Genomic DNA, 20,756 nt, shown 5'->3' with positions numbered 1-20,756 from the left:
ATCAGGCCTTTTCCTGTGCCCGGGAGACGAGCAGCTTGTCGATCCGGCGCCCGTCGAGATCGACGACCTCGAAGGTCCAGCCATGCGTCGTGAAGCTTTCGCCGAGATCCGGCAGATGCTTCAACTCGTCCAGCACGAAACCGGCAACCGTCTCGTAGCCGGGATCGTCCTCGATCGCGATCCCCATCTGCGCGCCGAATTCGTCCACCGGCATCCAGCCGGCGACCAGGTAGGAGCCATCGGCGCGCGGCACGATCGCAGGCTCGTCCGTCGAATCCTCCTGGAACACGCCGGTAATCGCCTCCAGCACGTCGCCGGAACTGATGATACCCTCGAAATGACCGTATTCGTCATAAACCAGCACCATATGCGCCGGCGCCTTGCGCAGCGCCTGGATGACGTCGAGCGCGCCGGTGAGATCGGAAACGACCGGCGCGTCGCGCATCGCAACCTGGATGTCGAACTGTTTGCCGCCCGCCATGAAATCATAGGCATCCTTGACGAACAGCACCCCGAGGATTTCGTCGGAACTGCCCTTGCGAACCGGCAGCCGCGAGCGGGTCGTTGCGCGAAGCTGGGCTCGGATTTCTTCCGGATCATCTTCGGTATCGATCACTTCGACGTCGCGGCGCGGCGTCATCAGGCCACGCGCCGTCCGGTCGGCGAGCCGCATGACGCCGGAAATCATTTCGGATTCGCCACTTTCGATGACGCCGGCAATCTGAGCTTCGGCAAGAACCGTGCGGATTTCCTCGTCGGTCACCTTGTCGTCGGTCTCACCCCTCTGACCAAGGATCATCAGCACGAAACGGCCGGAAATATCGAGGAACCACACGATCGGCGCACCGAAGGTGGCGATGAGCTTCATCGCCGGGGCAACGCGCGCAGCAACGGCCTCGGGCGCGCGCAACGCAACCTGCTTGGGCACCAGCTCACCAAGAATGAGCGACATGTAGGTGATCACCACCACCACACCGCCGACGCCAAGCCAATCGGCAAGATTTTCAGGAAGCCCCTGGGCCTCGAGCCACGAGGTCAGTCGCGTACCGAGTGTCGCTCCGGAAAAGGCGCCGGAGAGGACACCCACAAGCGTGATGCCGATCTGTACGCTTGACAGAAAACGACCCGGATCCTCGGCAAGCTTGATCGCGATGGCTGCACCGCGATTACCTTGCTCTGCCATGACCTTGAGGCGCACGGGACGGGAGGAAACGACGGCAAGCTCCGACATTGCCAGGACACCGTTGATCACAGTGAGTGCAATGACGATGATGATTTCGGTTAACAAAAGTTGCTCTTGAGCTGGGACAATATCCTGCGCGCCATAACGATGGCCGCATATGGCGACAGTCGTTCCGTTCCGTATGTGATCTCGCGCACAGTTCGGAAAACCGGGAGACGGTTCTCGGAACTATGCACCTTCATATACAACTAAAATCATAAGGGGGCATCGCCACTAATGCAATGGCTGGAACAATTGCCGGGACACTTCGTCAGACCGCGACGTCGATAACCAGTTCCGCCCGCGTTCCGATGGGACGCTCCACATACTGGATCGACGAGCCAAGCGTCGATGCCATGGATTTGACGATCCGGCTTCCAAGACCGGTGCCCCTCACCGTATCGCCCTCTTTCCAGCCGATGCCATCGTCTTCGACGGCAAGCAGCGCCTTGCCGTCCGGCTGGCGCTTGAACAATACCCTCACCTCACCGTCCTGACCCGCAGGATAGGCATATTTCACCGCATTGGTCAGCAGTTCCGTGACGATCATCCCGACAGAGACGGCCCTGTCCGATGTCAGCGCGATGCAGTCTGCATCAAGGCGGATGGCATGCCCCTGGCGATCGCTCATCGTCCCCTGGGCCTCGTTGACCAGGGTTCCGAGATATTTGTCCATATCGACCTGGCGCACGTCATCGGATGTGTAGAGACTGCGATGCATGCCGGCGATCGCGGTGATGCGCGCCTGCGTCTCGGCAAGCGCCGCCTTCGCTTCGTCGCTCTTGCTGCTGCCCACCTGCAGGCGGATCAGTGCCGCAACGAGCGCAAGGCTGTTAGCAACCCGGTGATTGACCTCGGCCAGCAGGACCTCCGCCCTTTCCTTGCCCAGCCGGATTTCCTGTTCGGCCTTTTCCTTTTCGCGGCGCAGATCGGCATTGCTGATCGCCTGGCCGATCGCATTCTGCATCAATGGCCAGAATTCCTCACCGACCGTCTTGATGACGTAATCGGACGCGCCGTTCTTCATCGCCTCGATGGCAATCGTCGCATCGCTGGAGCCGGTGACATAGATGACCGGAATGCTGGCATCCCGCTCCTGCAGTCGATGAAAGATGTCGAGCCCGGTCTCTGCCCGCAGATAATGGTCGAGAACGACGGCATCGATCCCGCCCTTTTCAATCACCGCCATGGCGCTTTCGCCATCGACGGCGGCGATCACATCATAGCCGGCGCGACCGAGATGGCGTTCCGCGAGACGTGCCAGGGCGACATCGTCGTCAACATAAAGGATCGTTCGCGGCATCTCTTCTCGTTATTATCCGGGTATCTGCATCACGGCAAAGAACAGCCCCAGCTGTCGGATGGCATGCGCAAAGTTATCATAGTCCACTGGTTTGGTAATATAGACGTTCGCGCCAAGATCGTAGCAGCGCTGAATTTCCCGCTCATCGTCCGTCGTCGTGAGGATCACTACGGGCAGTCGCTTGGCATGAGGGTTGGACTTCACCTTCTCGAGTATGTCAATACCCGACATATCGGGGAGATTGAGGTCGAGGAGGATCAACAGGTGGCGATCCTGGGTCGCTTCACCGGACCGGTCGGGCCCGAGAATATAGTCGAGCGCCTGGTTGCCGTTGGTGAACGGCACGATCTCATTGTTGACGCCGGCGCGGCGCACATTCTTCTCGATCAGGCGGGCATGACCCTCGTCGTCCTCGATCATCACGATCGTGACTTCCTTGCCGGCTGCTTTCATGACCCGTTACTCCTGACATACTGGGACAAATCGACAGGCAGGCGGATGACGAATGTCGAACCGCCGCCCAGCGTGGATGTCACAGTAATTTCGCCGCCTAAATTTCTGACTAACGATCGTACATGCGCAAGCCCGATCCCCTCACCCGGCTTGTCCTGCCTGCCCGCACGACGGAACAGTTCGAAGACGCGTTCGTGATCTTCCTGCGCAATGCCGCGACCATTGTCGGCAACCTCGATCCTGACGGCGCTGCGCCCCATCGGGTAAGCCTTGACCGCCAGGTTGAGCGGCCGGTCCGGATGATTGTACTTTACCGCATTGTCGAACAGATTGCCGAAAATCTGCTCCATCGAAAAGCGGTCTGTTATCATGCCGCGAGCCGCATCGACCGAAATCGACACTTCACCGCCTGCATCGCTGACCTGATGATAGACGCTTGCAGCCGTGGTTTCCAGCAATTCGCCAAGATCGACCCGCTCCGGCTTCAGCTCGCGCCGGCCGTCCCGCGATATCTTCAAGATGGCGTTGATCAGCGTATCCATCTTCCTCGTCGAGGAGCGGATGAAGCCGATCGCCTCCGGCAGGTCTTCCTCGACGGCAAGCCGCGCCTCGCGTATCTCGCTCTCGCTCGGCTTCGCATCGTCTGCAAGCACATAGGCCCCGATCGACTTCAGCGACGTATCGAGCTCGCTGGTGAACCCCATGATATTGACGAGCGGCGCCCTGAGATCATGCGAGACGATATAGGCATAACGCTGGATTTCGCGGTTGGCCTGCATCAGGTCTTCGGTACGCTCGTTGACCCGCTCCTCCAGACCGACATTAAGCGCCTCGACTTCGGCGCGCGCACCATCGAGTTCCCGCACATGGCTCATGACGACGGCAATCGCTCCGCCGATCACCAGGATGATGAGAAACCCGCCTCCAATGGTAAAATATTGCAGTGAACTGGCCGTATTGCGCAGATCGTCAATGCCGGCGATGAGATGCCCGTCCAGTTCTCCGATCGCCGTGCCGAGCAATTCGCGAATTCTCTGCATGACGACGAAACCGGATTCGTTGGCCACGATCGCGACCGCGTCCGGGAGGTGCCCTTGGCTCGCCAGGTTGAGCGTCGACTGCATCTCCGTCACCTTGTCAGCGATCAGCCGACGGATCTCGTCCATCGGAACGTTGACGGTGTTCTGATTTTTCGCCACCCGCTCGAGCCGGTCGACCTGCGCCGGCAGGGCTTCGAGAGCCTTCTGGTAAGGTTCCAGAAACGCCTCGTTCTGAACGACAAGATATCCGCGTTGTCCCGATTCCGCGCTGTTCAGCATCAGCAGCAGGTCACCCGCCACCGACCGCACAGCCCTTAGCTTTGTGACATCGTCGAAATAGGAGCGGGTCATGCTGGCAAGAAAAAACGACGAGAGCACGATGGCGAGAAGCAGCCCTGCACCGATCAAAAGCATGAGAAGCGACGATCGGGTGAAGGTTCTGTTCGATATGGGCATAAAGCAAACCACCGTTGGACATTGACGGCAAGAACTTGGCGGCGACGCCCTGATTGTCAAGCCATATCGGCCGCAGCGAGCGTCACCCCAGAAACATACGCAGCTTTGCCATCAATGCCACGCAGACATCATCCAACGACTTGGGCGCGTCTCGCCACGCATAGCTCATGCATGCGGGCAGACGACGCTTATCCTCGGCTTCCATCTCGTATCGCGGCATGATGTGGGCATGCAAAGCAGGCTCGGTGTTGCCCCAGATCTCATAATTGACCCGAGCGCAATCGGTCACGGCGAGCAGTGCATCGCCGATCAGGGCCATATCGCTGAGGAATTCCACCCGCTTGTTCGAAGCAAGGGCATTGAGGCTCGGGACGACCGGATCAGCAAGCAGAAGACAGTAGCCCGGAAGAGGCTGCACATCCCCGATGACCAGCCAACCGGAGGATAGACGGGAGATAACGAATGGGTTTGTTCCGGCACGCGCCGCTGCAACCCGTTCTTCAATAAGATTCATGCTGCCCCTCAAGACCATAGCTGTTTTGCGCAGCCTTTGGCATGAGCATGATGACAAATGGTAAAAAGCCGCTCACACACAAGTTTGCCGCGCCGGGATCAAACACGGCGCTGCAATGCGCGGTACATGCTGAGGAGCATCAAAGAAAACAGTGCGATCCGCGGCGACCGATGGATTTTTACGATCCTGGGTGCCTACAAACGTAGGTGGGCGCCATATGTCCAGGCCCACGGGCCTGGTCAGGGACAGCTCCCTTTGGATCGAGTATGGCCCCAGGGATTGTGGTTCCTGTCGTGAAGCGCAGATCGCATCGGCAATATAAGTGCGAAGCGCAGCGCGCGCCAGAGGCAGTCACTGCGTTTTTTTTGCGGCTTGTTGGTTACCGGGATTAGTTTGCCTGTGCCGGCGTGCGCCCGTTCAGCTTTGCGGCAAGCCCTTCGATACGCGAGGCAAGATCACCGATCGTCGACACAAGCGCCTGCTCGTTACGCTCCTGGCTCTCGAGCGAGCCGTCGCGATTGGATTTCAGTGCATCGACTTCCGCCTCGAGCGCCGAGACCTTGCGGGTCATCTCCGACAACTCGTCCATGATCATGATACCGGCCATCACGGTGATCCTCAGATCGCCGATTTCGCCGAACTGCCCCTTGAGATGGCCGACATAACGGTCAAGCCGGTCCGCCAGCTGGGTCAGGTGATCTTCCTGCCCCTCTTCGCAGGCCATGCGATAGGCCTTGCCGTCGATCGTGACTGTTATCTGGGCCATCGTTACCTGTCCTTAGCGATCCAGCACGGCGCGTATGGTCTCCATCGCAGTGACCAGCCGGCGGGACACTTCACGATTGACCTCTTCCAGACGATTGGCGCGAAATTGCGACTGGTCGAGTTCCTGTGCCAGACGGGAGCGGTCCGCGTGGACGCGGCGAACTTCGCTGTCGACGTCGCGGTTTTCCCGCTGGCGCTCGATCCGGGCGTCCACGGCATTTTCCAGGCTGCCAACCGCCGCACGCAGTTCTGAAAGCGCCACCTCAACCGTCTTGTCTGCCGGCATTCATGATATCCCGCTGAGAATGCGAGTTCAGCCGAATCGGCCGATTGGTTCTCGCCAATTGAATGAGAAGATTATTCACCCCATGAATGCCGGTCAACAAACGACAACCGTCCCGACATCATCGACTTGTGGATCAAGCGCCTTATATTGCATTTGTACAGACCTGCTCAAACATGAGGCGGCTTTCGGCAGACCTGCTCATTATCTGGCGTCCGCCTCCCGCTTTTGTTGACTTGCCCGTTGCACCTGATATGGATCAGGCGCTCCCTCAAAAGGCCCTTTAAAGGGCTCCGACCGACACCCGGACACAGTGGATTAGCCATGACTTCTCGCGAACAAAACGACCGGATGGCAAATGCAATCCGTTTTCTCGCCATGGATGCCGTCGAAAAGGCAAACTCTGGCCACCCTGGCATGCCGATGGGCATGGCAGACGTCGCAACCGTCCTCTTTTCCAAATACCTGAAGTTTGATCCGCTGAAGCCGCATTGGCCAGACCGCGACCGCTTCGTCCTGTCGGCCGGCCACGGCTCGATGCTGCTTTATTCGGTTCTCTATCTCACCGGTTATCCGGACATGACGGTGGAAGACCTGAAAGGTTTCCGCCAGCTCGGCTCCAAGACTGCCGGCCACCCCGAATACGGCCACGCCACGGGCATCGAGACGACCACCGGTCCGCTCGGCCAGGGCATCGGCAATGCCGTCGGCATGGCGATTGCCGAACGCAAGCTGCGCGAGGAATTCGGCGCCGACCTGCAGGATCACTACACCTATGTGATCAACGGCGACGGCTGCCTGATGGAAGGCATCAGCCATGAGGCGATCGCGCTTGCCGGCCACCTGAAGCTCAACAAGCTCATCCTCTTCTGGGACAACAACTCGATCACCATCGACGGCGCGGTCTCCCTGTCGGATTCGACCGACCAGATCATGCGCTTCAAGGCGGTTCACTGGCACACGATCGAAATCGACGGCCATGACCAGGAAGCGATTGCCGCCGCGATCGAAGAAGCCCACAAGTCTGACAAGCCGACTTTCATCGCCTGCAAGACGACGATCGGTTTCGGCTCGCCGAACAAGGCCGGTAGCCACAAGGTTCACGGTTCGCCGCTCGGCGCCGAAGAAATTGCCGCCACCCGCAAGGCACTGAACTGGGATTACGAACCCTTCGTCGTTCCAAACGACGTCCTGTCCGATTGGCGCGCTGCCGGCACCCGCTCTGCCGATGCCGTCAAGGCCTGGGAAGGCCGCCTCGAAAAATCCGCCAACAAGGCCGAGTTCTCGCGTCGTTTTGCCGGTGATCTGCCGGCCGGCTTCGATACAGCAATCCTCGACTACAAGAAGAAGCTTGCCGAAACCAAGCCGACGATCGCAACCCGCAAGGCATCAGAAGATGCGCTGGAAGTCATCAACGGCTTCCTGCCGGAAACGCTTGGCGGCTCTGCCGATCTGACGCCGTCGAACAACACCAAGACCAGCCAGATGATCTCGGTCACGCCGACCGACTTCTCCGGTCGCTACATGCACTGGGGCATCCGCGAACACGGCATGGCGTCGGCAATGAACGGCGTCGCCCTGCATGGTGGACTGATCCCCTATGGCGGCGGCTTCATGATCTTCTCGGATTATTGCCGCCCGCCGATCCGCCTTGCCTCGCTGATGGGCATTCGCGTCATCCATGTCCTGACGCATGATTCGATCGGCGTCGGCGAAGACGGCCCGACCCACCAGCCGGTCGAGCAGATGGCTTCGCTGCGCGCGATCCCGAACCTGATGATGTTCCGCCCGGCCGATGCCGTCGAAACGGCCGAGTGCTGGCAGATTGCCGTCTCGACCAAGGATCGTCCTTCGGGTCTTGCGCTCACCCGCCAGAACCTCACGACCGTTCGCACCGAATATTCGGAAAAGAACCTCTCGGCTCTTGGCGCCTACACCCTGGCCGGCAATGCCGATGCCAAGGTGACGATCTTCGCTTCGGGCTCCGAGGTCGAAATGGCCGTCGCCGCCCGCAAGACGCTCGAGGAAAAGGGCACGACCGTCCGCGTCGTCTCGGTTCCGTCGACCGAACTGTTCTTCGAACAGCCGGACGCCTACCGTGCCGAAGTCATCGGCTCCTCGCCGGTGAAGATCGCTGCCGAAGCTGCTGTTCGTGAAGGCTGGGATGCCTTTATCGGACCGGAAGGCACGTTCATCGGCATGAAGGGCTTTGGCGCTTCCGGTCCGGCCAAGGATGTCTTCAAGCATTTCGGCATCACGGTCGAGGCAATCGTCGCCGCCGCCGAAGCGAAAATTTAATTCGAAAAGGCTGCCCTAGATCAAAGTGGGGCAGCCTTCACTCGCGCTAGGGAGTGAGTTCCAGCAAAAGTGCGTAGCGGTTTTGCATCCGGAACTGCTTCAATCAGGGAAGTAGAGCAATTTCGCTTTTTAAAAGAAATGCGGAATTGCGGTAGAACACAGCCCCACTATCAGGGAGTAAAGCTCATATGACTGTAAAGGTAGCCATCAACGGCTTCGGCCGCATCGGCCGCAACGTCCTGCGCGCCATCGTCGAATCCGGTCGCACCGACATCGAGGTCGTTGCCATCAACGACCTCGGCCCGGTCGAAACCAACGCCCACCTTCTCCGCTACGACAGCATCCACGGCAAGTTCCCGGCCGACGTGAAGGTCGATGGCGACACGATCACCGTTGGCGGCGGCAAGCCGATCAAGGTGACTGCCGTTCGCGATCCGGCCCAGCTGCCGCACAAGGAACTCGGCGTCGATATCGCGCTCGAATGCACCGGCATCTTCACCTCGCGTGAAAAGGCTGCGGCCCATCTGACGGCCGGTGCCAAGCGCGTCATCATCTCGGCACCGGGCGAAGGCGCAGACCTCACCGTCGTCTTCGGCGTCAATGACGACCAGTTGACCAAGGACCACCTGGTCATCTCCAACGCCTCCTGCACGACTAACTGCCTGGTTCCGGTCGTCAAGGCGCTGGATGACGCTGTCGGCATCGACCACGGCTTCATGACCACGATCCACTCCTACACGGGTGACCAGCCGACGCTCGACACCATGCACAAGGACCTGTATCGCGCCCGCGCCGCAGCCCTGTCCATGATCCCGACCTCGACTGGTGCCGCAAAGGCCGTCGGTCTGGTTCTGCCGCACCTCAAGGGCCGTCTCGACGGCACCTCGATCCGCGTGCCGACCCCCAACGTCTCGGTCGTCGACTTCAAGTTCGTCGCCAAGAAGAACACCACGGTTGCCGAAATCAACGACGCCATCAAGGCTGCCGCCGATGGCAAGCTGAAGGGCATCCTCGGTTACACCGAAGAGCCGCTGGTCAGCCGCGACTTCAACCATGACAGCCATTCCTCGATCTTCGCGATCGATCAGACCAAGGTGCTGGAAGGCAACTTCGTTCGCGTTCTGTCCTGGTACGACAACGAATGGGGCTTCTCCAACCGCATGGCCGACACCTCGGTGGCTATGGGCAAGCTGCTCTAAATCCAAGGTCCAAACGCCTGTATTTTCGAGAAAAAGCCCCTCCTTCGATGAAGGAGGGGCTTTCTTTTTGCGCGGAAATGTCCAGCACGCTCGAATTCGTCGATGTTGCCGTCGTTTTCGGAAACAGAAGTGAAACGTTTTCGCTGCATATTGCGATCATCTAAAGCGCCGAGATGACGTCGGCATGTGGGAAGATGATCTATGCCGAACCGTTTGCAATCTCATTGCGAAACCCCTCACGACGCAGTGACATTGAATGCCGACGGACCCCGCCCTCCCTCATCCGAAAATTCCCAGCAGTTCAACCAGCTTCAGGAACTGTTCGACAAGTCGTTCAAGGCTGCCCGTGTCGGCATCTGGGAATGCACCCTGCCAGACGAAAAAATCACCTGGACGGACACTGTCTATGAATTGTTCGGTCTGGAACCAAGATCGCCCCTGACAAGGGCTGCGACGGTTGCTCTCTACACCCCGGAATCCCGCGCGGAATTGACGAAAATCCGCAGCGCGGCGATCGACAGTGGCGAGGGGTTCACCCTCGACGCCAGGATCAATACCGCCAAGGGCGAATTGCGGTGGATCCGGATTACGGCGATCGTCGAAAGGCAGGATGGGGTGCCTGTTCGCCTGTTTGGAATGAAGCAGGATGTAACCGCAGAAAAAACCCTGTTCGAGCAGCTTCGCCACCTGGCCGAAACCGACACCGTGACCGGTCTTGCCTCCCGGTCGAAGTTCGAAAGAATGCTCGACGATATTGTCGCTTCCGGCGCCGAGGAACAGAAAGCGCTGCTGCTGATCGATCTCGATAGTTTCAAGGCGGTCAATGACAGGCTCGGACACCAGGCGGGCGATGACTGCCTGCGCGAGGCTGCCCGACGGATCTCGCAGGCGGTGCCGGACGCAACTCTCATCGCCCGCCTCGGCGGCGATGAGTTTGCCGTCATCCATGACTACGGATCTGTGAACAACCTTGAAGACATCTGCCGGCACGTCGTCGACAAGCTCGAATGGTGGGTCGGATCATCTGCGGACAAATTCAAGGTGAGCGCCTCCATCGGCGCTGCGATGATCCTTCAGGGAGCTGCCGCCAAGGATATCTTCGCCGAAGCGGATAAGGCCCTCTATGCGGTGAAAGCGACCGGCAAGAACAACTTCCGTCTATTGCCTATATCCGACGCGATTGCGGACGTCGCCTGACGCAGCCCCCCGTAAGGAATTCTTTCCCGTAACGGGAGGAATACCAGGCTTCATTGACCACACGGCTTGCATGCAATTCATGATTGCATGATCGTGGACCCAGCACGCTTGCGGGAGCCAGCTCCTGCACGACGGAGATATCGTGCTGGAGGTGACTGTAGAGAATGACCTACCAAATGAGGGTGACTCCAACCGGCTTGGTGTTTCTGGTCGCGTCCGCAATAGCTTTGGCACTGGGCGGCGCTTTAGTCGGATCCCGATACCTGTCCATTTCGCCGTCCGGTGAGCTGGAGCCCTTTGGCTGGCATCTGAGGATAGCAGGAGATCACGGTCGCGGCGTTCCGGAAGTTGCGCAGGCGCCAAATTCGCGAGGGCCGAGCGAAAATTTGCCCCTCGTAAGTGCCAGGCTCGTTCAGCAGGCGATCAAACGTTATGATTTTGCGGCAGCGACGAAGATAGCCGGACGCATTCTTGGAGCAAGCCGTGCCGGGATATGGACGTTTTACCCGTTCGCGGATTTCGTTGGCGCGGTCAACGACCTGACCGATCCTTCCTTTGAACGCTCTCTTTCCGCCTGGGTTGATCGAACTCCGCTTACTCCGTTACCCCGATTGATCAGGGCGCAATATTACCTGGACCTCGCCTGGAGCAAGCGAGGCAACCGTTTTACCAATCAAACGGACAAGGATGCGCAGGCGGCATTTGCCAGCATCTTGCGCAAGGGGCTCGATGACGTCCAATTCGTTCTGACGCTCGATCCGCAGTCGGCTTATGGCCTGCATCTTCGTCTCAAGCTTCTCCGCGGTTATGGCAGTATCGAAGACCTGCGTCGGGCCTTCGAAGACGCGGTCGAAATCTATCCGCACTTCATCCCCTCCTATTCCGTCATGCTCACGGTCCTGCAACCCAAATGGGGCGGCGACCTTGGCGCGATGTATGATTTTGTCGATCAGTACAGCGCAGACGCACCGGCTGGATCGGCGCTGAAACTTTTGCCGCTTCAGCTTTACGCCTTGTTGCTGCAAACGGCGGGAACGTCCTGCATTGACAAACAGGGCGACGTCTATCTTGCGTGTTTCCAGTCGGCCATGAAGCAGTCGGTCAGGCCAGACCTCGAATCGCTGATCAAAAACTCGCTTGATGAGCTGGCAATGCTCGACTCCTACGAGATCAACGAAGCAATCCTGTCCCTCATAGGATCGATGATCGAGCAATACGGATCGGACGCGTTTTCCGGCCGGATACTCCAGTTTGCCGCAACCAGCTATCACAGTGACCCCCGCTTGACGGAAGCGGACGGCGCACGAAACCACTTCATCATCGATCAACTCGTGGCCCGTTCCTGGCTGCAGAAGGGTTTTACCGACAACGCCATCAGCAAATTCAACGAGGCTTTGCGTGACCTTCATTCGGCAACGTTCCCGACGACGGAACAGAGGGACTTGGCGCAGGCGAGGATCCACGAAGGGTTGATGCAGATCTATTCCAGAGGCCACAGGCCGGCAGATATGGCGACGGCGGCACGGGCTGCCTGGGACCTCAGCGGCAAGACATCGGCCCGGCTCCATCTTTGTTATGGCGACTACCAGATGAAACAGTTTGCCCAGGCGATCAGCGAGTGTTCAACGATCGTCGACGATCCGGAAAACGGTTTGAATGCCTTTTACTGGAGAGGCGTGTCCTACCACGAAATCAACGAGAGCGAGAAGGCGATCACCGATCTGGTGCAGGTCGCGTCCTCTCAGAACGATTTCAGATCGGCCGCGGCAATCGAACTTTCGATGATCTATTTCGGCAACAAGGACAATCAGGCCGCGCTCGATGTTCTCAACAGATATGCCTATCTCTACGACACCAGATTGACCGGCAAACCCGATGTTGCCGTTGCCTATAACAACCGGTGTTACGCCTATATGGAACTCGGCGAGTTTCGAAAGGCGCTCGACGACTGCAATGCATCTCTTGCCAATGGCAGCATTCCCGACGCCCTGAAGAAAAAGGAGGAATTGGATGCCAAGCTTGCAAACTAGCTTGCGGCGCCGCGTCCATTTCGCTTGCGTCCGGGGATAACATCCCCCGTCTTCCCTGGCGCAAGAAGCGGCCGGTTGCTGGCTGCGGAACCGGCCATCCAAATCTCATTGGGGCAGCGCATGCCTGTGGCGTGCTGCTTCCTGAAAGACGATGCGCCGAAAACGACACGGCCGTCCTTTTTTCCTCTCCCGCCCTTCTCTTGCCGGATTTATTGCCGCCTAATCGCTCACCGTAACGATTCGCTCCGGCTGTGCCGGATCTGCCCCCGCTCCGACACGCAATCCGCGGCCATGACACGGTTCCGCGACGATCTGTGTTGCCGGTTGGCCGGGAGCATGGCGGCAAACAAAGAGGTCGGAGCCGTTGGAGGCGTTTTATATTGTATTGTTGATCGGCACGCTTCTGGTGCTGGTTTCAGCCTTCTCCAGCCTTCTTGCCTTCCGCTTCGGCGCGCCGCTGCTTCTTGTCTTTCTTGCGATCGGACTTCTTGCAGGCGTTGACGGCCTCGGCATACAATTTTCCAACTATCCCTTCACCTTCATGTTGGGATCGCTGGCGCTTGCCATCATCCTGTTCGATTCCGGCTTCATCACCCCGATCCATTCCTTCAGGATTGCCGCGGTGCCGGCGATCACGCTGGCGACTGTGGGCGTTCTGCTGACCGCCAGCATCTTCGCCTTCGCGGCAGCATTGTTTCTCGGTTTTGGCTGGCTCGAAGGCCTGCTGCTCGGCTCGATCGTCGCCTCGACGGATGCCGCCGCCGTGTTCTTCCTGTTGCGCATCGGCGGCATCAATATCCGCGACAAGGTGCGCTCGACGCTGGAAGTCGAATCCGGCACCAACGATCCGATGGCGATCTTCCTGACCATTGCGATCGCCGAACTGATCGGCACCGGACAGCGCCTTTCCGGCATCGACCTCCACTTCTTTTTCACCTTCTTCGAGGAGATGGGGCTCGGCCTCATTTGCGGCCTGCTCGGTGGCATGATGATCGTCTGGATCCTCAACCGCTTCACCTCCGACCGCGGCCTGGCGCCGATTTTCGGCCTGACACTCGCTCTCCTCGTATTCTCATTCACCGGCACCGTGGGCGGCAGTGGCTTCCTCGCGGTCTATGTTGCCGGCATGTATGCCGGCAATCGCAAGATGTTCGCCAAGCAGCAAATCGCCCGTTTCAACGAGGGGCTGACCTGGCTTGCCCAGATCATCATGTTCCTCGTGCTCGGATTGCTGGCCACCCCATCGCAATTCCCGAGCATTTTTCTGCCGGCCGTGGGTCTGGCACTGTTTCTGATCTTCTGCGCCCGGCCGATTGCTGTCTGGTTGAGCCTGCTGCCCTATGACTTCACCCAGCAGGAGATCGGCTTCGTCGCCTGGGTCGGCCTGCGTGGTGCAGTCTCCATCCTGCTGGCCATCATGCCGATGCTGAGCGGCGTGGAAAACGGCGAGCTTTATTTCAACGTCACCTTCATCATCGTACTGGTTTCGCTTCTCGTGCAGGGCTGGACGATCAAGCCGGTGGCGAATTACCTCGGCCTCATCATCCCGCCCCGCATGGGAGCAGTCGAAAAGATCGAGTTGGACCTGCCGGGCGCCGCCCAGCACGAACTGGTTTCCTACCGCGTCATCAAGGACAGCCCGCTTTTGAGCGGTGAGCGCATTCCGCGCTGGGCCATGCCGTCGCTCGTCATCCGCGACGGCAAGAGCATGCGCTACCAATATGCCGGACGCCTGCGCGAAGGCGATCAGGTCTATCTCTTCGTCGCACCGACCTATAGCAAGCTGCTCGACCGGCTGTTTGCCGCCCGCGCCCCGGTGGAGGAGACCGACGAGGAATTTTTCGGCGCCTTCGCCATTTCCGCCGCACGCCCCGCGACGGAACTCGATGCCGCCTACGGTCCGGGCCTCCTGTCCGCTGCCGAACAGACGATGACGGTCGGCGACCTGCTGATCGCTCGCCTCAACGGCCGCGCCGAATATGCCGATCGCATCCGCTTCGGTTCGATCATTCTCATCGTCCGCGAAGTCGATGAAATGAACCACATCCGCTCGATCGGCGTATCGCTGGAGCCGGTGGAACCGACGACCAAACTGCCGATCTTCATCAACATGCGCGAGATCGCCCATCGTGTCCGTGATGCCATCCGCAAATATCGCGGCAAGCCGATCCCGCCACAGCGTCAATAGCTCTGCCGGAACCGGTGCTGCGGCTGTTGGTGCCCTTGCGTCATCCCGCAACCATAGTATGGTCCCGCCAGTTCCCGTGGCCGGGCCACCGCGTCGCCCGCCCCAGCCTCAGCACTCAAGGAGTGGACCAGCCAATGCCGGCATTCAAGACCATCGACGACATCAGCAACCCAGCGGGCAAGCGCATCCTCGTGCGCGTCGACCTCAACGTCCCAATGGCCGACGGCAAGGTGACCGACAAGACCCGCATCGAGCGTGTTGCCCCGACCATTCTGGAACTGTCGAAGAAGGGTGCCAAGGTCATCCTGCTTGCTCATTTCGGCCGCCCGAAGGGTGAACCTGTCGCCGACATGTCGCTTTCGCTGATCGTCACCGCCGTTAATGAAGTGCTGGGCACGAAAGTGCTCTTCGCTGCCGATTGCATCGGCCCGGATGCGGAAAAGGCAGTCGCTTCGATGAAGGATGGCGACATCCTGCTTCTCGAAAACACCCGGTTCCACAAGGGTGAGGAAAAGAACGACGCCGAATTCACGCAGGAGCTTGCGAAGAACGGCGACATCTACATCAACGACGCCTTCTCGGCCGCCCATCGTGCCCACGCCTCGACCGAAGGCCTTGCCCATCATTTGCCCGCCTATGCCGGCCGCACCATGCAGGCCGAACTCGAAGCGTTGGAAAAGGGCCTCGGCGCCCCTGTCCGTCCGGTCGTCGCCATCGTCGGCGGCGCCAAGGTTTCGAGCAAGATCGACCTTCTGCAGAACTTGGTGAAGAAGGTCGATGCACTGGTCATCGGCGGCGGCATGGCCAACACCTTCATCGCCGCCCAGGGCATCAATGTCGGCAAGTCGCTCTGCGAGCATGACCTCGCAGACACCGCCCGCCAGATCATGATGGAAGCCGCCAGCGCCCAATGCGCCATCGTGCTCCCGGTCGACGGCGTTGTTGCCCGCGAATTCAAGGCCAATGCCGAAAACGAGACCGTCGCGATCGACACCATCCCGTCAGACGCCATGATGCTCGATGTCGGTCCGAAATCGGTAGAAGTCATCAACGGCTGGATCGCTCGTGCCTCGACACTGGTGTGGAATGGCCCGCTTGGCGCTTTCGAGATCACGCCCTTCGATACGGCAACCGTTGCAGCCGCCAGGTTCGCAGCTGAGCAGACGAAGGCTGGCAAGCTCGTTTCCGTCGCCGGCGGCGGCGATACCGTCGCAGCCTTGAACCATGCTGGCGTCGCTGACGACTTCTCCTATATTTCCACCGCAGGCGGCGCCTTCCTTGAATGGATGGAAGGCAAGGAACTGCCGGGCGTCGCGGTGTTGTCCAAGACGGCCTGATTCTTCCATGCGTTCGGGATGCGCGGAATGCTCCGCGCATCCGCCCAACATGACGCTTTTAAAAAGATTCAAAATTTTAAACGATTGAAATCATTTCAATCGTTTCAACTATTTAAAGGCACATTCCCCTTTAAAAAAACTTCTGGTATCGCCCGATTGTGGCCTCGTGAGAAAATTGAAATAACACAACAGCTGGAACATATAGATCCGGGGAATGATCGGGCCGGCACGCCGGTTGTTCTTGAAAATCAAAGACCATACGTGGGCGCGTAACGCGCATTTTAGCGACAGGAGTGAGATATGGTGGACGCGAAGATGTTGAACAAGATCAGCTCGGCGCCAGGATTCATTGCGGCGCTGGATCAGAGCGGTGGTTCGACACCCGGAGCTTTGCGTCTCTACGGCGTTTCCGAAACAGACTATCAGGGGGACGAGGAAATGTTCCGCCTGATGCACGCCATGCGCGTCCGCATCATGAGCGCGCCCGCTTTTACCGGCGACAAGGTGATCGGCGCCATTCTGTTCGAACAGACCATGGACGGTGAGGCAGAAGGCCAGGCCGTTCCTTCATACCTTTGGGAGAAGCGCGGTGTCGTACCCTTTCTCAAGGTCGACAAGGGTCTGCTTGCCGAGGAAAACGGCGTACAGTTGATGAAGCCGATGCCCGATCTGGACGCACTCCTGTCCCGTGGCCGTGAAAAGGGAATTTTCGGCACCAAGATGCGGTCTGTTGTCGCCAACGCCGACAAGGTCGGTATTGCCGCCGTCGTCGAACAGCAGTTCGAAGTCGCGCGTCAGATCATCGGCCACGGCCTCGTGCCGATCATCGAGCCTGAAGTCTCGATCAAGAGCCCGACCAAGGCTGAAGCCGAGGCCATTCTCCGCGACGAGATCGCCAAGCAGCTCGACAAGCTTCCGGCAGGTGACAATGTCATGCTGAAACTGACGATCCCGACGGTCGCCGATTTCTACGCACCTCTGGTCGCCCACAAGTCGGTTGTCCGGGTCGTCGCCCTTTCCGGTGGCTATACCCGCGCTGACGCCTGCGAAAAGCTCAGCCACAATCATGGCATGATCGCCAGCTTTTCGCGCGCTCTGACGGAAAACCTGCGCGTCTCGATGAGCGATACGGACTTCGACACGAGCCTTGCCGAAACCATCGACGAGATCTACGCGGCCAGCGTCAACAAGGCCTGATCGGCCTTCAACAGGATCGTTGCAGCGGGTCCGCCAGCCTTTTGAGGCGCGGATGCTGCAGGGAGGGAGAAAACCGCGTCGGCAACGGCGCGGTTTTTCCCGTTTATGGGCAAGGCAATAAAGATTGATACCATCACAAAGTTTGACTGGTGGGCCACGATCTCCTCCCCTAGCCTCCTCCCACCTTACAAGGGGAGATATCATGCCGACCGTCGAATTCATTACCGTCGATGTTTTTACCGCTGAGCGCTTCACCGGCAATCCGCTGGCCGTGATCACTGATGCGCGCGGCCTGACATCCGATGAGATGCAGCAGATCGCCACCGAATTCGGCTATTCGGAAACCACCTTCGTCATGCCACCGCAAGATCCGGCCAACAGCGCCAACGTGCGCATCTTCACCCCGACCGTCGAAGTCCCTTTCGCCGGGCATCCGAATGTCGGCACCGCCTATGTTCTCGGCCAGCAGCAAGAGCTGTTCGGCCAGCCGGTCGGAAATGGGCTTCGTTTCGAGGAAAAGGCAGGCATCGTCGAAGTCGAATTGAAACGGGAAGCCGGGCTTGTCACGGCCGCTTCGATCCGCGCGCCACAGCCGCTGACGATCGGAGAAACGGTCGCCGCCGATCTCGTCGCCCGCAGCATCTCGGTCGCTGCCGAGACGATCCGCACCGACCGGCATCAGCCTGTTTTCGCCTCCGTCGGCCTCGCCTTCGTGCTGGCGGAACTCGACACGCTGGAAACACTTGGCCGCGCCGTGCCCGACCTTGCCGCCTTCCGCGAGGCAGCCCGAAAACACCCCGGTGACGGCCTCGGCTTCTCGGTGTTTCTCTATGTCCGCGATCAGTCGCATCCCGAAAAAATCCGCGCCCGCATGTTCGCCCCGCTTGACGACGTGCCCGAAGACCCGGCGACCGGCAGCGCGTCTGCAGCCCTTGCCGCCTATCTTGTCGCCAGCCAGCCGGACACCGATGCCATGGTTCACCTGACCATCGAACAGGGCGTCGAAATGGGCCGCAGAAGCATCATCGAACTCGATGTCGTGAAGAACAATGGCGAGGTCACCGATGTGCGCATCAGCGGTCGCTGCGTTTTCGTCATGCGCGGCAGTGTCGAGTGCTGATCAGGAAAATTCACGTCCCAGCAGCGCAACGGTCCAGATCGCGAAGGCGAAAAGCGCGATCTTCCAGAAATCCGTGCGCCGTCTCAAGCCGGGAAAGCCGAGCGGCTTGATGATCTGCACGCCCATGGTGAGGATAAGCAGGATGGCGATTACTTTGGTCATTTCTCATCCGGCGACGGCCGGTTCCTGTCGCCACGGGGTAGACATTTGCGAACTCCACCACAGATAGGCTTGGGGAGGGGCATGAAGGATTGACTGCTCTCCCCTTCGTTACCGTTCTCCTCGGCAAGGCGCAACACGCCCGGCCAATGGAAGCGGCGCAACCGATTGTTTGAAACAGATCTATTGTGAGACGATGAGACGAAACCTTCTTCCCGTCCTCGCCCTTTTGACCGGTACTCTCTTCCTCTTCCTCGGCAATGGCCTGCAGGGCCTGCTTATGCCATTGAGGGGTTCGCTCGAAGGTTATTCCAACGAAACGCTCGGCCTGCTCGGCACGAGTTGGGCAGCCGGCTTTGTCATCGGCTGCTTCGTGGCGCCCAATGTCGTCCGCCGCATCGGTCACGTCAGGGCCTTTTCAGGTTTCCTGTCGCTGATCTGCCTGAACGTGCTGCTGACCGGCCTGCTTGTTGACCAGACCGCCTGGCTGACGCTGAGGGCGATTACCGGCTTTTGTACTGCCGGCACATCGATGATCATCGAAAGCTGGCTGAACGAACGGGCGACACCGGAAAGCCGTGGCACGATCTTCTCCTTCTACATTTCGATTACCTTGTTCGGCGTTGTCGGCGGGCAGATGCTGGTGCCCTTCGCCGACGTCACCACCACGACGCTGTTCATGATCTGCGGCATTCTCTACTGCGTCGCGGCATTGCCGACGACGCTGTCGAAAGCCGCCTCGCCACAGCCGTTGAAACGGGCCCGGCTCGATCTCAAGGGGCTTTTCCGAAACTCGCCGATTTCCTCGATTGGCATTCTGCTGATCGGCATCGCCAACGGTGCCTACGGCACGCTGTCGGCGGTTTTCGCCAGCCGTGCCGGCCTCTCGCAGGGATCGGTTGCAGCGATGGTGACGATCACCATCTTTGCCGGTGCGATCATGCAGTTTCCCGCCGGCCGGCTGTCGGACCGTATGGACCGTCGTTATGTTCTGGCCGGCCTCTCGGCCGCCGCCGCCTTGGCAGGGCTGGTTGTCGCGCTGATCCAGCCGGCGGATGTCTATGGCATCATCGTCCTGGTGGCGATCTATGGCGCAGCGGCGAATTCGCTGTATCCGATCGCCGTCGCCCATGCCAACGACTTTGCGGCGCCGGAAGATTTCGTCAAGGTCTCCGGCGGATTGCTTCTGCTCTATGGCATCGGCACGATCATCGGGCCGACGCTCGGCGGCCCCGTCATGACCTGGGCAGGCCCCTATGCCCTCTTCCTTGTGACCGCGGTGTCGCATATTCTGATCACGGCCTATGCGCTGGTGCGCAGCCGTCAGCGTGCGGCGATCCCGGCCGAGCAACGCGATGCCTATGCCGCCGCGCCGACCACGACCTCGCCGCTGACAACACCGGAAAGTATTGCCCTTGACCCACGTGCCGCGTCGGCCGAGAGCGCAACCGAAGAGCGGAGGATTTGACGATGAGCCTTTTCGACGAAGAACGACCGGCCAGGAAGACCATCCATGAGATCGGAGCCGATCTCTCGCTTCTTTCTGTTGGTGACCTGGACCTGCGAATCGAACTTCTCAAACAGGAGATCGACAGGCTCGAAGCCGACAAGGAGAAGAAGCGCGCCGGCCGCATGGCGGCCGACAATCTCTTTAAGAAATGATGCTGCTACTGGAATGCCCAAGTATTCCCTGTGGATTTTAAGAAGATATTAATCATTAACAGACATTGTAGAACCGTTCAGGTTTCCTGGACTCAGACAGTTTCACCACCCGGCGAATGGTCTGATTTCTCCCTGTTTTACCTTGAGAGCCGCCTTTCCGCGGCTCTTCTTTTTTCACCGCACATCAAAACTGCCTTACTTGGCGGCCGCGGAGCTTCTCGCAAGCTCTCTTGCGGACAGCGGAAATCTGTTCCAAAACAAGAACATCCGCGCGGGTTTACCGGTTCTTGTGGGTATTAACCTTTCCTTAATAAACGCCTTGCGGATTTCAAT

The 20,756-nt window shown here is 59.2% G+C and carries 19 protein-coding genes and 1 other RNA gene; 11 read left to right on the top strand and 9 right to left on the bottom strand.

All coding sequences use genetic code 11. The annotated features are described in order from the left end of the window. Position 1 precedes the first annotated feature (1 nt). The 8 genes from AC2GXZ_RS02525 to AC2GXZ_RS02490 form a co-directional block, all read right to left on the bottom strand. Positions 2–1,273 carry a hemolysin family protein gene (locus AC2GXZ_RS02525; RefSeq protein WP_483758243.1) on the bottom strand — a complete coding sequence of 424 codons (1,272 nt, stop codon included), beginning with the start codon at positions 1,271–1,273 and terminating at the stop codon, positions 2–4. 220 nt (positions 1,274–1,493) lie between these two features. Then, the gene (locus tag AC2GXZ_RS02520; RefSeq protein WP_483757543.1) at positions 1,494–2,525 is read right to left on the bottom strand and encodes a sensor histidine kinase; all 1,032 of its coding nucleotides are present in this window, start codon (positions 2,523–2,525) and stop codon (positions 1,494–1,496) included. 12 nt (positions 2,526–2,537) lie between these two features. After that, a complete protein-coding gene (locus tag AC2GXZ_RS02515; RefSeq protein WP_483757542.1) occupies positions 2,538–2,978 on the bottom strand; it encodes a response regulator in 441 nt (146 codons plus the stop codon). Continuing rightward, positions 2,975–4,474, bottom strand: coding sequence for a sensor histidine kinase (locus AC2GXZ_RS02510; protein WP_483757541.1), 1,500 nt, complete (start codon positions 4,472–4,474; stop codon positions 2,975–2,977). The genes AC2GXZ_RS02515 and AC2GXZ_RS02510 overlap by 4 nt, the downstream gene beginning before the upstream one ends. 82 nt (positions 4,475–4,556) lie before the next feature. Next, the gene (locus AC2GXZ_RS02505; RefSeq protein ID WP_483757540.1) at positions 4,557–4,988 is read right to left on the bottom strand and encodes an HIT family protein; all 432 of its coding nucleotides are present in this window, start codon (positions 4,986–4,988) and stop codon (positions 4,557–4,559) included. A gap of 151 nt (positions 4,989–5,139) precedes the next feature. After that, a non-coding RNA gene (gene ssrS, locus AC2GXZ_RS02500) (6S RNA) lies at positions 5,140–5,298 on the bottom strand. 78 nt (positions 5,299–5,376) lie between these two features. Next, the gene (locus tag AC2GXZ_RS02495; RefSeq protein ID WP_483757539.1) at positions 5,377–5,754 is read right to left on the bottom strand and encodes a cell division protein ZapA; all 378 of its coding nucleotides are present in this window, start codon (positions 5,752–5,754) and stop codon (positions 5,377–5,379) included. Between the two features lie 12 nt (positions 5,755–5,766). Continuing rightward, complete coding sequence (locus tag AC2GXZ_RS02490; protein ID WP_483757538.1) at positions 5,767–6,039, bottom strand: DUF4164 domain-containing protein; 273 nt, start codon at positions 6,037–6,039, stop codon at positions 5,767–5,769. A gap of 321 nt (positions 6,040–6,360) precedes the next feature. On the opposite strand from AC2GXZ_RS02490, the gene tkt reads away from it, so the two are divergent. The 9 genes from tkt to AC2GXZ_RS02445 all read left to right on the top strand — a co-directional run bounded on the left by tkt (position 6,361) and on the right by AC2GXZ_RS02445 (position 18,602). Continuing rightward, on the top strand, positions 6,361–8,334 hold the full coding sequence (gene tkt, locus AC2GXZ_RS02485; protein WP_483757537.1) for a transketolase: 1,974 nt from the start codon (positions 6,361–6,363) through the stop codon (positions 8,332–8,334). A 188-nt stretch (positions 8,335–8,522) separates the two neighbouring features. Beyond that, complete coding sequence (gap, locus tag AC2GXZ_RS02480; RefSeq protein ID WP_483757536.1) at positions 8,523–9,533, top strand: type I glyceraldehyde-3-phosphate dehydrogenase; 1,011 nt, start codon at positions 8,523–8,525, stop codon at positions 9,531–9,533. 201 nt (positions 9,534–9,734) lie between these two features. Further along, complete coding sequence (locus tag AC2GXZ_RS02475) at positions 9,735–10,730, top strand: GGDEF domain-containing protein (RefSeq protein ID WP_483757535.1); 996 nt, start codon at positions 9,735–9,737, stop codon at positions 10,728–10,730. Between the two features lie 386 nt (positions 10,731–11,116). Further along, complete coding sequence (locus AC2GXZ_RS02470) at positions 11,117–12,760, top strand: tetratricopeptide repeat protein (protein ID WP_483757534.1); 1,644 nt, start codon at positions 11,117–11,119, stop codon at positions 12,758–12,760. 364 nt (positions 12,761–13,124) lie between these two features. Then, on the top strand, positions 13,125–14,948 hold the full coding sequence (locus AC2GXZ_RS02465; protein WP_483757533.1) for a potassium/proton antiporter: 1,824 nt from the start codon (positions 13,125–13,127) through the stop codon (positions 14,946–14,948). Positions 14,949–15,082: 134 nt separating this feature from the next. Next, positions 15,083–16,285 carry a phosphoglycerate kinase gene (locus AC2GXZ_RS02460; RefSeq protein WP_483757532.1) on the top strand — a complete coding sequence of 401 codons (1,203 nt, stop codon included), beginning with the start codon at positions 15,083–15,085 and terminating at the stop codon, positions 16,283–16,285. 27 nt (positions 16,286–16,312) lie between these two features. Beyond that, positions 16,313–16,558: a hypothetical protein gene (locus AC2GXZ_RS02455; protein ID WP_483757531.1), complete on the top strand. Its 246-nt coding sequence runs from the start codon at positions 16,313–16,315 to the stop codon at positions 16,556–16,558. Between the two features lie 27 nt (positions 16,559–16,585). Then, positions 16,586–17,482 (top strand): fructose bisphosphate aldolase, encoded by an 897-nt coding sequence (locus tag AC2GXZ_RS02450; RefSeq protein ID WP_483757530.1) that lies wholly within the window; start codon positions 16,586–16,588, stop codon positions 17,480–17,482. Positions 17,483–17,684: 202 nt separating this feature from the next. Next, positions 17,685–18,602: a PhzF family phenazine biosynthesis protein gene (locus AC2GXZ_RS02445; protein WP_483757529.1), complete on the top strand. Its 918-nt coding sequence runs from the start codon at positions 17,685–17,687 to the stop codon at positions 18,600–18,602. On the opposite strand, the gene AC2GXZ_RS02440 is transcribed toward AC2GXZ_RS02445, so the two are convergent. Continuing rightward, positions 18,603–18,764 (bottom strand): hypothetical protein, encoded by a 162-nt coding sequence (locus AC2GXZ_RS02440; protein ID WP_483757528.1) that lies wholly within the window; start codon positions 18,762–18,764, stop codon positions 18,603–18,605. A 193-nt stretch (positions 18,765–18,957) separates the two neighbouring features. Between AC2GXZ_RS02440 and AC2GXZ_RS02435 the strand changes: the two genes are divergently transcribed. Both AC2GXZ_RS02435 and AC2GXZ_RS02430 read left to right on the top strand, forming a co-directional pair. After that, the gene (locus AC2GXZ_RS02435; protein ID WP_483757527.1) at positions 18,958–20,229 is read left to right on the top strand and encodes an MFS transporter; all 1,272 of its coding nucleotides are present in this window, start codon (positions 18,958–18,960) and stop codon (positions 20,227–20,229) included. Between the two features lie 2 nt (positions 20,230–20,231). Then, positions 20,232–20,423 (top strand): DUF1192 domain-containing protein, encoded by a 192-nt coding sequence (locus tag AC2GXZ_RS02430; RefSeq protein WP_483757526.1) that lies wholly within the window; start codon positions 20,232–20,234, stop codon positions 20,421–20,423. Positions 20,424–20,756: the final 333 nt, after the last annotated feature.

Source organism: Aliirhizobium sp. YIM B11859 (assembly GCF_057163345.1).
This window is presented reverse-complemented; position numbering and strand designations above follow the sequence as displayed.